We start from the raw sequence: 13,911 nt of genomic DNA on the forward strand, positions 1-13,911 counted from the left end.
ACGATGACGGCGCGGGATGACGGTTTGGCGGCGCGTGCGTTACAGAACGATGAATTCGGGTCGGATGACACCCTGTGGCGAGGGAGCTTGCTCCCGCTGGGTTGCGAAGCGACCCCGAACGATTATCCAGACACAGCAGGTTTGCGACTGCTGCGCAGCCGAGCGGGAGCAAGCTCCCTCGCCACAGAAGCCCCAGGACCAGGGCTCAGTCATCCAGCGCCTTCACCGACTTGGGCGACAGCCGCAAGCTGCGAAGGCTGCGCTTCACACTCTTGAGGTGGTTGACCAGGCTTGGACCACGAGCCATGGCGACGCCCATCGCCAATACGTCAATCACCACCAGGTGGGCAATGCGCGAGGTCAGCGGCGTGTAGATCTCGGTGTCTTCATGCACGTCGATGGCCAGGTTCACCGTGGACAGTTCCGCCAATGGCGTCTGGCTCGGGCACAAGGTGATCAGTGAAGCGCCGCTTTCGCGCACCAGGTTCGCGGTGATCAGCAAGTCCTTGGAACGCCCCGACTGGGAAATGCAAATCGCCACATCGGTGGGTTTCAAGGTCACCGCTGACATGGCCTGCATGTGCGGGTCGGAATAGGCTGCAGCCGTCAGTAGCAACCGGAAGAACTTGTGCTGGGCATCGGCTGCTACCGCGCCCGACGCGCCGAAGCCATAAAACTCGACACGCTGGGCCTGGGACATGGCCGTGACGGCTTTTTGCAACGCCACCGGGTCGAGCTTCTCGCGAACCTCCATCAGCGTATGCAGGGTCGTGTCGAAGATTTTCAGGCTGTAGTCCGCCACTGAATCGTCTTCGTGGATCGCAAACTGACCGAAGCTCGCACCGGCGGCGAGGCTTTGCGCCAGCTTGAGTTTCAGGTCCTGGAAACCCGAGCAACCGATGGCCCGGCAGAAACGCACGATGGTCGGTTCGCTGATGCCGACGCTGTGGGCAAGATCGGCCATGGAGCTATGCATCACGGCCGCCGGATCAAGCAGTACGTGATCGGCGACTTTCAGCTCCGACTTGCGCAGCAAATGGCGTGACTGGGCGATGTGTTGCAACAGGTTCAAGGGGCTGGACTCTTGTTATGGGCAGGTGCTGGGATGTAGCAAGCTTGTAGTTATACTACAAGAATTGGCTTTTTGCCTGCCCCAATACGTAACCGGGTTAGCCTGCTACCCCTTGTTTTCGCGGAGAACGAGCCATGTAGCCACCCAGGAAGGCTCTGATGCGCGAGAAACCTCACTCATCCCTGAACCAGAGGCCTCCGAAAGCGGCTGACTGGTTAGGGAAACGCTGGAAAGACTTCCAAATTGGGTGAAGCACTTGTCTCACACGCACCGAACGGTTGAATTGCGATGAACCAGAGGGTGGTGCGCAAACGGTAATTGAGCCCAGTCGAGGTGCGTCTCACTTGCTCGACCAACTTAAAATGCTGCCCGCCGCCTATCAATCACACAAAACCCACCTCCCAAATAATATTATTTCCGCTGATTTTTTCCGTTTATCAAACGCATTAAACCCACCTGCCTCGTTCACAAAACAGCTGCGTTTACTTAAACCTCAGATTCTGTTACACAAACTCACCCTCGCATTGATAGTGCTTTTCATTTTGTCTTGCTAGCATAAAAACTCCTTACCTTACTCAAAAATTCAATAAACACCAAACAGAAGACTGATAATGGAATACAAACACATATACCTTGCAGGGCTTTTTTTTCTCAACACTCAAGCTTTTGCTGTGTCTCAAGAGTTTTGCCCGGAAGCACAAAATATTCATCTTACAGGCGCATACTATTCGGCCGAGGGTGGATGGTTAGGCCAAGCACAAACAGGTGACAATAGTCCATTGCAGCGCTTTGTCGGCGGTATCTACCAGCCCAAGGTTGGCTCTTCCAGCCCAACGGGTGGACATATAGCGAGGTGTACCTACACGACCCAAAACGGCAACGAGGTCAATCTACTATACCCACTGAACGCACAGGGAAAAACTGCAGCGGTAAAGCTTGAAAAACTGGAAAGCTGGAAAACCGCAGAAGGTTATTTCGGAACAACTATTTATGAGTGCACAACCCAAGCGAAAGGCGCCTGTGCGTTCTCCCGACTCGAAGAATAAACCGCTAACCAGGGAGCTTACCTGCGGCGAGATGCAACTGCCTTGCACCTCACCGCAGGTACACGTTTAAAATTACTGGGAGCTCTTTCACAAGCCTAATTCGGGGCGAAACCAACTCATTAGCAGCAGAACCACGGACTATTTAGTTCCGCTCAAGCAACAATATCCGAACAGTAGAAACAAGCCCCTCTTGACAACCAACTTTCGCTTACAATATCAACCACAACAACTCTCACCACACTCCGTCAAATCCGATATATTGGCCTCGCAGGACGCAATCAACTTAACCTACAGGAGTTACCCATTATGAGCATTACTACTAAAGATTGGACCGCACAAATTGACCGTATGCCCGGCGCCGCTTCGTTCCGTGTCTATGGATCGGTAGAGGTATCGAACAGTGGCATCACACCAAAGTTGGTACTGAGTGAAACACAAGACAAATCCTTCGATCTACGCCTGGATTTGCAACTGGAACAAAGTGATGAAGTTGCACTGCAAGTTATCACGAACAAACAGGTCGAATACAAAGTGCTTGGCGACTCGAACGTAACCGGAGTCAGCATCTTCTTCAACAATCAACTCGTTCATCACATTGATGAAGTCATGATTACCCATTAATACCTCATCATGTTCCCGTCGGAGCGACACCGTGCGTGCCACTCCGACGGGACGTTTCACTCCTGGCGTTGCTCCCGCAGCAGTTGGGCCAGGCCCTCGGCCTCGACCGGCCGGCTGATGAGATAGCCCTGGACCTCGTCGCATCGCTCGGCTTCCAGGAACTCAAGCTGCCCCTGCCGCTCCACGCCTTCAGCCACGACCTTGAGCGACAAGCCATGAGCCATGGCAATGATTGCCCGGGTAATTGCCGCATCCACGCTGCCCTCACCCAGCCCGCGAATGAACGCCTGGTCGATCTTCACGTAATCCACCGGGATGCGCTTGAGATAACTCAGGGATGAGTAGCCAGTGCCAAAATCGTCGATCGCCAGCTTGACCCCAAGGTCACGCAATTGCTGGAACGTAGCGATGATGTGTTCAACGCTGTCGAGCAACTGGCTCTCGGTCAGTTCCAACTCCAGGTATTGAGGCGCCAGTCCGGTTTCCTCCAGTACCTGTCGCACCAGGCTGACCAGCTTGCCCTGACGCAATTGATGCACCGACAGATTGACGGACACCCTGATCGGCGCGAGCCCCTGGCGCTGCCATTCGCATGCCTGCCAACAAGCCTGGCGCAATACGAATTCGCCGATCGGCCCGATCAACCCGGTCTCTTCGGCCAGGCCAATGAAATCCCCCGGCGGTACCCGACCCATGGCCGGATGATCCCAACGCACCAACGCCTCGGCGGCGTTCAGGCGACCGGTCGCCAGGCACAGTTTTGGCTGATAAAAAACCTTCAGTTGCTGCTCTTCCAAGGCCTTGCGCAGCTGATTCTCCAGTTGCAGGCGCTCCAGCGTGCTGGCCTGGAGGCTGTCGGTGTAGAACTGGAAATTGTTGCCGCCCAAATGCTTGGCATGTTGCATGGCCATGTTCGCCTGGCTGACCAGCATGGCAACTTCTCGCGTGTTGTCGGGCAACAGGCTGATGCCGATCGAGGCACTGAGCACCAGTTCATGCCCCTCTATGGTCAGTGGCACACGCAGCTTGGCGGCCAGCCGAGTCGCCACCCGCGCCAGGCTCGAAAGGTTGCCATAGGCATCGAACAGCACCGCAAACTCATCGCCCGATAGCCGCGCGATGGTATCCGCCTCGGGCAGCGCATTGATCAGGCGTCGTGCCATTTTCTGCAACAACTGATCGGCGATGTCATGACCGAGGCTGTCGTTGAGCAACTTGAAACGGTCCAGGTTGATATGCAGCAACGCCAGGCTGCGCCGTCCGCCCTGGCGCACACGTTGATGAGCTTCGTGCAGGCGCTCACGAAACAGCGAGCGATTGGCCAGCCCGGTCAATTCGTCGTAATGGGTCAGGTAGCGCATCCGCTCCTCGGATTCGCGTCGCGCCGAAAGATCGGCGAAGAAGCCCACGATATGACTGACATTTCCCCGCGCATTGCGCACGACGTTCAGTTGCAGCCATTGCGGATACAACTCGCCGTTGGCCCGCGCCTCCACCAACTCACCCTGCCAGGTGCCGTGCTGCTTGAGCGCTTGGCGAATGGTGGGATAATGCCGGCGCGCGTCGCGACTGCACGGTAGGTCCACCACGTTGCGCCCGAGCATGTCATCGATATTGAAACCGGTGACCCGCGTGAACGCCTGATTGGCAGCGAGTAGCACGTAGTGGGGGTCGAAAATCACGATACCTTCGCTGGCGGCTTCGAACACTGTGGCCGCCAGTTGCCGTTGCTGCTCGAGTTCCTTGCTGGTGCTGATGTCTCGCCGGGTACCGACCATACGCAGCACCCGTCCGCTGACGCTGCGCTCCACAGCCCGACCGCGGTCTTCGATCCAGACCCAGTGGCCATCGCCGTGACGCACGCGGTATTCGATCTGGTAATCCTCGCTGCGGCCCTTGAGGTGTTCGACCAAGGCCCGCTTGAGCGCCGGAAGGTCCTGAGGGTGCAGGCGCGGAGTGAGGTGAGTGAGCATCGCCGTGATGTATTCGGGCTCCAGGCCGAAGAGCTCCTTGAGCTGAGTGTGATGGACTTCGTCAGTCTGCAGGTTCCAATCCCACAACCCCAGCTCACTGGCCTTGAGCGCCAGGGCCAGACGCGCCTCGCTCTTGCTCAGGGCCTGGCTGGCGACCTCCAGTTCAAGACTGCGCTGCGCGACCCGCGCCTCCAGGCCAACCTGGGCCGCCCGCAGTTTCTCCTCGGCCGAACGACGTTGCTCGACCTCCCGGGCCAGCGCGTCGTTGAGCTGGGCGCTGCGGGTTTGTGCTTGCTGCAGATGCTCGATCAGCGCCTGGTTCTGGAAGCGCCGTAACAGGCCGCTTTGGATCAAGCGGTTGACTTGCCAGGCGACCACGCTCAGCGAGACCAGCACGATCAGCCCAAGCCAGCCCCACCCGCGTTGCTGCTCGTCGCCGCCCCAGAAGAGGTAGCCGATGGCCGGTAACAGGCAGGGCAAGGTAAAGGACAGGAATGCGGGAAGACTCACCGCGTAGGCCACGCTGGCCGACAGGGCGGCCGCGCCAATCAGGCCGAACACCCAGGCCTGCTGCTGGAAACTGTCAGCCGGGACCAGCGCGATACCGGCCCCAGCCAGCGTCAGGCCGGTCATCGCCGAGCCCAGCAAAAACATACGCAACCAGATCGGGTGTGCCTGGCGGCTCGGCATCGCCGAGTCGAAAGCCGCCACCTGGATCACCCGTAAGGCCACCAGCGACAACAACCAGACGAGCCAGACGCTGACCAGGAAATAGCGCCGCGGCTCCCATAACAGCGCGGCGCAGACCAGACCATTGAGCAGCATGAACAGCGTAGGCAGCAGCGAGCCTTGATACAACAGACGTGTGCGCTCGACCGCCATCTCCATGGCGTACTGCTTGCAGATGACCCGCGGCTCCACACAGGGGCCCGCCGGATCGGAATTGAGGGTCATTGGCACTGTTTTTGTTCTTATTCAGTGGAGCGTGGAGAACCCGAAACAAGCACCGAGCATACACAAGCCACGGGGCATCCCACACTGCCCCAGCTCATAAAAAAACGGAAAAAAGTCGCTGTTTCATTGGGTGGCGAGCCTTTCGAGCGAGTCCCGCCAACGCCTGTAGCCCATGACCCACCGGTCATCATCAAGCGGTCTTTTATCGGCTGATGCAAAGCTCGGTTTGCCCGGGATGACGCCGCCCCCTAGAATGCCCCGATGCGCGATGATCTCTCCCTTCTGCTGAACTCCCTCAACGATGCCCAACGTCAGGCCGTAGCTGCCTCCGTGGGTCGTCAGTTGGTCCTGGCCGGTGCCGGCTCCGGTAAAACCCGAGTGCTGGTGCACCGTATCGCCTGGTTGATCCAGGTCGAGAACGCCTCGCCCCATTCGATCCTGTCGGTGACGTTCACCAACAAGGCCGCGGCCGAGATGCGCCATCGCATCGAACAACTGATGGGCATCAACCCTGCCGGCATGTGGGTCGGCACCTTTCACGGCCTGGCACACCGCTTGTTGCGGGCGCATTGGCAGGAGGCCGGGCTGAGCCAGACCTTCCAGATCCTGGACAGCGACGACCAGCAACGCCTGGTCAAGCGGGTAATCCGCGAACTGGGCCTGGACGAGCAGCGCTGGCCGGCCCGCCAGGCCCAGTGGTTCATCAACGGCCAGAAAGACGAAGGCCTGCGCCCGCAGCACATCCAGGCCAGCGGCGACTTGTTCCTGGCGACCATGCGCAGCATCTATGAGGCCTACGAGGCGGCGTGCCAGCGTGCCGGGGTGATCGACTTTTCCGAGCTGCTGCTACGGGCGCTGGACCTGTGGCGCGATCACCCAGGTCTGCTGGCTCACTATCAGAAGCGCTTCCGGCATGTACTGGTGGACGAATTCCAAGACACCAACGCCGTGCAATACGCCTGGTTGCGCCTGCTCGCCAAGGGCGGCGACAGCCTGATGGTGGTGGGTGACGATGACCAGTCGATCTACGGCTGGCGCGGCGCCAAGATCGAAAACATTCACCAGTACTCGGCGGACTTCCCGGACGCCGAAGTCATCCGCCTGGAACAGAACTACCGCTCCACCGCCGGCATCCTCAAGGCCGCCAACGCCCTGATCGCCAACAACACCGGGCGCCTGGGCAAGGAATTGTGGACCGATGGCGGCGAAGGCGAAGCGATCAATCTCTACGCCGCCTTCAACGAACACGATGAAGCCCGCTACGTGGTGGAAACCATCGAAAGCGCGCTGAAAACCGGCCTGGCCCGCAGCGACATCGCCATCCTGTACCGTTCCAACGCCCAGTCACGGGTGCTGGAAGAGGCCTTGCTGCGCGAACGGATCCCGTACCGCATCTACGGCGGCCAGCGCTTCTTCGAGCGTGCTGAAATCAAGAACGCCATGGCCTACCTGCGCCTGATCGAAGGACGCGGCAACGACGCGGCCCTGGAACGGGTGATCAACGTGCCAACACGGGGCATCGGTGAAAAAACCGTTGAAGCGATTCGCGATCACGCGCGCCACAGCCACGTGTCCATGTGGGAAGCCATGCACCAACTGGTCGTCAACAAAGGCATGACCGGTCGCGCCGCTGGCGCCCTTAAGGCCTTCATGGACCTGATCGAGGACCTGGCCGCCAAGTGCGGGGAAATGCCGCTGCACTTGATGACCCAAACCGTCATCGAGCAGTCCGGCCTGATCGCCTACCACGAAGCGGAAAAAGGCGAGAAAGGCCAGGCCCGGGTGGAAAACCTTGAGGAACTGGTCAGCGCCGCGCGCAACTTCGAAAGTACCGAAGAAGACAAAGACCTGACACCGCTGTCGGCCTTCCTGGGTCACGCCTCCCTGGAAGCCGGCGACACCCAGGCCGACGAACATGAAGACAGCATCCAGCTGATGACCCTGCACAGCGCCAAAGGCCTGGAATTCCCCTACGTGTTCCTCGTGGGTATGGAAGAAGGCCTGTTCCCCCACAAGATGAGCCTGGAAGAACCGGGACGCCTGGAAGAGGAACGGCGCCTGGCCTACGTCGGTATCACCCGCGCCATGCAGAATCTGGTACTGACCTACGCCGAAACCCGACGTTTGTATGGCAGCGAGACCTACAACAAGGTGTCGCGCTTCGTACGTGAAGTACCGAAGGGCCTGATCCAGGAAGTGCGGCTGTCCAACAGTGTCAGCCGTCCGTTCGGTGGCGGCCAGCAGCAAAGCACCAGCAGCCTGTTCGGCGGCAGCGACATCCCGGAAACCGGCTTCAGCCTCGGCCAGACCGTACGGCATTCGGTATTCGGCGACGGCGTGATCCTCAACTTCGAGGGTGCCGGCGCCCAGGCGCGGGTGCAGGTGAACTTCAGCGAAGGCAGCAAGTGGCTGATGCTGGGGTATGCCAAGCTGGAAGCGATCTAAAGATTTCGTAAGAAGCACCTTGCTGTGGGAGCAAGGCTTGCCCACGAGGCGGTGGCACATTCAACACAGGTGCGTCAGACCGATCGCTATCGCGGGCAAGCCTTGCTCCCACAAGTATTTCTCCCATCCCACATTAGTTTCCGACCGAACTTATTTACTTTTCCTACAGCCCAAATCGAACAAGCCCTCTTGCGCGGTTGAAGCTGAACCTAACCTGTCACGCAAAAGCCCGAAACACTCTGCCGCTAGCCAGCAACACTTCACCTGTGCAACATGGCCCGCGTGCTATCCACAAATGGGAATGCCTTTATTATGAAACGTTTTCTTAGCATCGCCATGGCGCTGTGCATTGGCCTGACGATGGCCATCGACGCCAATGCCGCCAAGCGCTTTGGCGGTGGTAAAAGCTCGGGGGCAGCCCCGACTCACCAGACCAGCCAGATGGCGCCGTCCTCTGCCGCCGGCTCTACCGCTGCCACCGCAGGTGCTGCCGGTGCCGCGGGCGCTGCCACCAAGGCAAGCGGTGCTTCGCGCTGGCTCGGCCCCCTGGCCGGCATCGCCGCCGGTGGCCTGCTCGCCTCCATGTTCATGGGCGACGGCTTCCAGGGCATGCAGATCTTCGACATCCTGATCATGGCGGTCATCGCCTTCCTGGTCTTCCGCTTCATTGCCGCTCGTCGTCGCAAGCAGCAGGAGCAATTCGCTCCAGCCGGCCATGCGCCGATGCAGCGTGAGGTGTTCAACCAGCAGCCTGCTGCCAGTGGTTCGATCTTCGGCGGTTCGGCAGCGCCTGCGGCCGCTCGTCCGGTCATCAATGCGCCGGCCTGGTTCAACGAGCAACGCTTCATCGAAGCCGCGCGCAACCACTTCATGGCCCTGCAGCAGCATTGGGACGCGAACGAAATGGACAAGATCTCCGAGTTCGTGACTCCGCAACTACTGGAGTTCCTCAAGCGCGAGCGGGCCGAGCTGGGTGATGGCTTCCAGTCCACCTACATCGACAATCTGCACGTGCAGCTGGACGGCGTCGACGATCGCGCCGACAAGACCATCGCCACCCTGACCTTCAGCGGTGTGTCGAAGGATTCTCGCTTCGACAAGGGCGAAGCGTTCAGCGAAAGCTGGAACATGGAACGTGCCCAGGGCGATGACCAGCCTTGGCTGGTGGCCGGTATCCGCCAGAACGGTTGAACCTTTGACCGTTTTGCATGTTGAAATAAAAGAACCCCGGCTCAGGCCGGGGTTTTCTATTTCGCGGTTGCATCTATAGCGAGCTACTGTATAAACCGCTCCATATAAAACCGCGCCATCGAGAAAGAGGATCCCCGGACGTGGAAGAAATCATCGAACAATTGCGTGAAGCCAACGAGCCCGTACCGGTCCCGCTGGAGTTGCCCGACGAAGACTTGCTGGTAGAGATCGAAGAGCAGCTGTTCATCGATATTCCATTCGTCTTCAGGGAGTTTTTGCTGACCGTCAGCGATGTCGTCTATGGCAGCCTGGAGCCGGTGACCGTCACCGATCCACAATCCCACACCTACCTGCCGGATGTGGCCGCCAATGCCTGGGATGCCGGTGTCGACCGCAGCCTGATCCCGATATGCCAGGACGGCGACGATTACTATTGCGTCGAAGAAGACGGCACTGTGGTGCTGTGGCAGGCCGACGAAGAGCTGATCGCCGAAGAAACCTGGGAATCGGTCTGGCACTGGGCGCGGGACGTCTGGCTGGAAAGCTGAGCCCCATGGCCGGTCAATGCCCGGACGACTCCTTGTGGTTGTCCAGGGTTTCAAGCAAGGCCACCTGCATCCGCGTATGCAGGCGGATGAACCAGCGCCAGAGCAGTGCCGCCACGGCAGTCGCCACCACGGCGATCAGTACGAGCAACTTGTTGGTCGGCAAAATGCTGGCCGACAAGGCTGCCAACAGCAGGAAAATCACCAGCAACGAGAGAATCGGGATCACTTCGGCGATCACCCGACGCACGCGCTGGGTGTGGCGGCCAGCCATCTCCGTCTTCACGCCCATCTCCGCCAGCAGCATCGATAGCGCCTTGAGCTTGCGATAGGCGGCGATCAGGAACGGTAGCGACAGCAGCAACGCCCCGCCCCAGATCAATGCCTTTTGCCAGCTCGGGTCGCTGATCCACGCTTGCAGGTAAGCCGATATTCGCTCGGCGAAATAACCGCTCGAGACAAAAATCGCGATGACCAGCGCCAGGTTGACTCCAACCTGCAGCAAAATCCGCCTGATCATCGACGCCACCATCGCCCCTTCGCCGTGGGGCTGGATGCTGCGCAGCCATTCGCCATACATCCCCAGCACCCGCGCCAACCGTTGCGGCATGACCGTCGCTAACTTGACGGACAGCGGGTCGGCGGCCCGGATCAGGTATGGCGTCAGCAGTGTGGTCAACACCGAGACGGCGACCGCAACCGGATAGAGGAAATCGCTGGTGACCTGCAGGGTCATCCCCAACGACGCGATGATGAAGGAGAATTCGCCGATCTGCGAAAGGCCCATCCCAACGCGCAGCGAGGTACGTCCGTCGTTGCCGGCGATAAAGGCACCGAGGCCGCAGGACAACATCTTGCCGAGCACCACTGCACCCGTGATCACCGCAATCGGCCAGGCGTATTGCAGCAATATCGCCGGGTCGAGCATCAGCCCGATGGCGACGAAGAAGATCGCGCTGAACAGATCGCGCACCGGTTCCACCAGCCGCTCGATTTTCAGCAGTTGCCGGGACTCAGCCATGATCGCACCGATCAGGAACGCCCCGAGCACCATGCTGTATTCCAGCTTCACCACCAGCAGGCAGAAGCCGAAACACAGGCCCAGCACGGTAATCAGCAACATTTCGTTGCTGTCGAACTTCGCCACGTAGGCCAGCACCCTTGGCACCAGCAGAATGCCGATGACCAACGCGACGATCATGAACAACGACAACTTGCCCACGGTGGAAAACACCTCGCCGGAACTCACGGTGCCGCTGACGGCAATGCTCGACAGCAAGGCGATGATGCCAATGCCCAGGATGTCCTCGACGATCAACACCCCGAAAATCAGCTGCGCGAAGCGCTCGTTCTTCATCTTCAGGTCGTTGAGGGCCTTGACGATGATGGTGGTGGAGGAAATGGCCAGGATCGCGCCGAGGAACAGCGAGTCCATGGTGCTCCACTCGAACCAGCGGCCGATTTCATAACCGATCCAGATCATCAGCACGATTTCGAGGAACGCCGCGATGAAGGCGGTGGCCCCGACCTTGAACAGTTTGCGCAGGCTGAACTCCAGGCCCAGGCAAAACATCAGGAAGATCACCCCGAGCTCGGCCAGGGTCTTGATCGTGTCTGCGTCGTGGATAAAACCGAACGGCGGCGTATGCGGGCCGATGATGAAGCCGGCCACGATGTAGCCCAGTACCACCGGTTGCTTGAAACGATGAAAGAGTACGGTCACCAGCCCCGCAGCCATCATGATGATCGCCAAGTCTTGAATGAAACTGATGGCATGCATGTCGGGGCTCCCTGTTCAAATGACGCACTTCAGAGCTGGAGAAATCCGTTTCCTCTGTAGGAATTGCCCTCACAACGGGCTTTTGAAGGGTAACACCGCGACTTCCGACAAAAAGACGGTGCAATATATGGAAACAGATCCATCGGCGCGTGACGGCAACCACAGGCGCAGCGTCCCGATATCGGTGGTTTTTAAAACCTGGTGACCTGTTGCAGGCCACCCACCAGCACCCGCAGAGGTGCACTCCCGAATTGCTGCCTTGAACCGTGAGTACGTTATGGAACCTGGAAACGCCCAGCTGTCGATGACGGTGTTGATGACCCCCGATATGGCCAACTTCTCTGGCAATGTCCATGGCGGCACCTTGCTCAAATACCTCGACGAAGTCGCCTACGCCTGCGCCAGCCGCTACGCCGGGCGCTACGTGGTGACCCTGTCGGTTGACCAGGTCATCTTTCGTGAGCCGATTCATGTCGGCGAACTGGTGACCTTCCTGGCGTCGGTGAACTACACCGGCAACACGTCGATGGAAGTGGGCATCAAAGTCGTGACCGAAAATATTCGCGAACGCTCGGTGCGCCACACCAACAGTTGCTTCTTCACCATGGTTGCGGTGGATGACCTGCGTAAACCCGCAGCCGTGCCGCCCTTGCAGCCGCAAAACAGCGAAGAAAAACGCCGCTACGAACAAGCCCAGCAACGCCGGCAGATTCGCCAGGAGCTGGAAAAGCGTTATCAGGACATCAAGGCAGACGGGCCTTAACCGACATGTGGGAGCTTACTCGCGATGGCGATGTCACAGCCAACCTCTATGTTGAATGTGATGCCCTCATCGCGAGCAAGCTCGCTCCCACAAGGGGCTGCATTGATCAGAGACTGATTGGCACAGCCTCGAACCGCACCCGTGGATGGGCGATCCGGTCCTGGGCACGGACCAGTTCCAGCTCATAGCTGGTGCAGGCCTGGGTTTCCAGCAGCACTTCGTGCACCGCCGCCGCGGTGAATTCGAATGCCGCCACCAGGCTGTCCCCCAATAATATCCGCGCCAGGAACAACCCCGAGGTCAGGTCACCCACACCCACCGGTTGGCGCGGGAAAGCCAGCAGCGGACGGCGCAGGTGCCAATTGCCATCGGCGGTCACCAACAGCATTTCGAAGCTGTCATCCGGCTTGCCAGGGTAGGCCAGGTGCTTGACCAGCACCGCTTTCGGCCCACGGGCCAGCAACGCCCGGGCCATGGCCAGGCAATCGAGCAAAGACTGCGCCTTGCGTCCCGAAAAACTGTCCAGCTCCAGTTGGTTCGGGCACATGAGGTCCGCCACGGCAGCGGCTTCTTCCAGGAGAAATTCACTCACCTCGGGCGCCACGATACAGCCCTTCTCTGGATGCCCCATAACCGGGTCACACAGGTACAGCGCCTTCGGATTGGCGGCCTTGATCCGCGCCACGCCCGTCAGAATCGCCCGCCCCTGAGCCGCGCTGCCCAGGTAACCGGACAACACCGCATCGCAATGCCCCAGCTCACCGATAGCGGCAATGCCTTCTACCAATGCCGGTATCTGCTCCGGCGCCAGCACCTCACCGGCCCATTGGCCGTACTGGGTGTGATTGGAAAACTGCACGGTATTGAGCGGCCAGACGTTCACGCCGACCCGCTGCATCGGAAACACCGCGGCGCTATTGCCCGCGTGACCGAACACCACGTGGGACTGAATGGCAAGCAGATGAGGCGTACGTTTCATGCGGGAAGTTTCCGTAAAACGATTGAAATTCAAGCCGCGCAGTATGCGACTAAACGCAGCCTGTACGACAGACCGGCGAGGCAGTTAAGCTGACAGCAACTTGTTGGAGCACTTCGTTCATGCTGACCCTTGGAAACATCTTCGTGCTGATGCTGCTGGCTACCGGCGGCGCCTGGCTGTGGCACAACCATGGCTTGCGCGAACGGGCGTTGGCGAGGGTCATGCAGCATTGCACCAACCTCAAGATCGAACTGCTGGACGGCAACGTGGCGCTGAAAAAAATCGGCTTCATGAAGGACGCCAATGGTCGGCGACGCCTGGCTCGCGTCTACACCTTCGAGTTCACCGTCACCGGCGAAAGCCGCCATTCGGGCACCATCACCCAATTTGGTGCCCACAGCGCACACATAGAGCTGGCACCCTACCCGATGCCCTTTGAAGAAACACCGCCAGCGCCCATCGAACCGGTCCAGACCAGGCCCAGGGCTGAAGTTATCGAATTGAGCCAGTGGCGCCAGGAACACAACAAGTGGAAGCCTTGA

The 13,911-nt window shown here is 59.3% G+C and carries 11 protein-coding genes; 7 read left to right on the top strand and 4 right to left on the bottom strand.

Translation table 11 applies throughout. The annotated features are described in order from the left end of the window. Nucleotides 1-205: 205 nt before the first annotated feature. Nucleotides 206-1,072, bottom strand: a complete 867-nt coding sequence (gene hexR / locus V7773_RS07395; protein ID WP_003187110.1) for a transcriptional regulator HexR — start codon at nt 1,070-1,072, stop codon at nt 206-208. 611 nt (nt 1,073-1,683) lie between these two features. Between hexR and V7773_RS07400 the strand changes: the two genes are divergently transcribed. Both V7773_RS07400 and V7773_RS07405 read left to right on the top strand, forming a co-directional pair. Next, nucleotides 1,684-2,118, top strand: coding sequence for a DUF3757 domain-containing protein (locus tag V7773_RS07400; protein WP_336072856.1), 435 nt, complete (start codon nt 1,684-1,686; stop codon nt 2,116-2,118). 306 nt (nt 2,119-2,424) lie between these two features. Further along, nucleotides 2,425-2,739: a hypothetical protein gene (locus V7773_RS07405; protein WP_336072857.1), complete on the top strand. Its 315-nt coding sequence runs from the start codon at nt 2,425-2,427 to the stop codon at nt 2,737-2,739. A gap of 56 nt (nt 2,740-2,795) precedes the next feature. On the opposite strand, the gene V7773_RS07410 is transcribed toward V7773_RS07405, so the two are convergent. Beyond that, nucleotides 2,796-5,666, bottom strand: a complete 2,871-nt coding sequence (locus V7773_RS07410; RefSeq protein WP_336072858.1) for an EAL domain-containing protein — start codon at nt 5,664-5,666, stop codon at nt 2,796-2,798. 261 nt (nt 5,667-5,927) lie between these two features. On the opposite strand from V7773_RS07410, the gene uvrD reads away from it, so the two are divergent. The 3 genes from uvrD to V7773_RS07425 all read left to right on the top strand — a co-directional run bounded on the left by uvrD (nt 5,928) and on the right by V7773_RS07425 (nt 9,850). Further along, nucleotides 5,928-8,111, top strand: a complete 2,184-nt coding sequence (gene uvrD / locus V7773_RS07415) for a DNA helicase II (protein WP_063323716.1) — start codon at nt 5,928-5,930, stop codon at nt 8,109-8,111. Between the two features lie 312 nt (nt 8,112-8,423). Continuing rightward, on the top strand, nt 8,424-9,302 hold the full coding sequence (locus V7773_RS07420) for a Tim44 domain-containing protein (protein ID WP_336072859.1): 879 nt from the start codon (nt 8,424-8,426) through the stop codon (nt 9,300-9,302). 140 nt (nt 9,303-9,442) lie between these two features. Further along, nucleotides 9,443-9,850: an SMI1/KNR4 family protein gene (locus V7773_RS07425; protein ID WP_030139083.1), complete on the top strand. Its 408-nt coding sequence runs from the start codon at nt 9,443-9,445 to the stop codon at nt 9,848-9,850. Between the two features lie 13 nt (nt 9,851-9,863). Here the strand turns inward: V7773_RS07425 and V7773_RS07430 are convergent, their stop codons facing one another. After that, nucleotides 9,864-11,627, bottom strand: a complete 1,764-nt coding sequence (locus V7773_RS07430; RefSeq protein ID WP_336072860.1) for a cation:proton antiporter — start codon at nt 11,625-11,627, stop codon at nt 9,864-9,866. Between the two features lie 277 nt (nt 11,628-11,904). Here V7773_RS07430 and V7773_RS07435 point away from each other — a divergent pair, with 277 nt between their 5' ends. After that, nucleotides 11,905-12,390: an acyl-CoA thioesterase gene (locus V7773_RS07435; protein WP_003206993.1), complete on the top strand. Its 486-nt coding sequence runs from the start codon at nt 11,905-11,907 to the stop codon at nt 12,388-12,390. Between the two features lie 106 nt (nt 12,391-12,496). Here V7773_RS07435 and pdxY read toward each other — a convergent pair whose 3' ends face one another. Continuing rightward, on the bottom strand, nt 12,497-13,369 hold the full coding sequence (gene pdxY / locus V7773_RS07440; RefSeq protein ID WP_336072862.1) for a pyridoxal kinase PdxY: 873 nt from the start codon (nt 13,367-13,369) through the stop codon (nt 12,497-12,499). A 119-nt stretch (nt 13,370-13,488) separates the two neighbouring features. Here pdxY and V7773_RS07445 point away from each other — a divergent pair, with 119 nt between their 5' ends. Next, nucleotides 13,489-13,911 (top strand): DUF3301 domain-containing protein, encoded by a 423-nt coding sequence (locus V7773_RS07445; RefSeq protein WP_092221185.1) that lies wholly within the window; start codon nt 13,489-13,491, stop codon nt 13,909-13,911.

Origin of the sequence: Pseudomonas sp. 3JA (genome assembly GCF_036961705.1) — a bacterium.
GTDB lineage: Bacteria > Pseudomonadota > Gammaproteobacteria > Pseudomonadales > Pseudomonadaceae > Aquipseudomonas > Aquipseudomonas fluorescens_Q.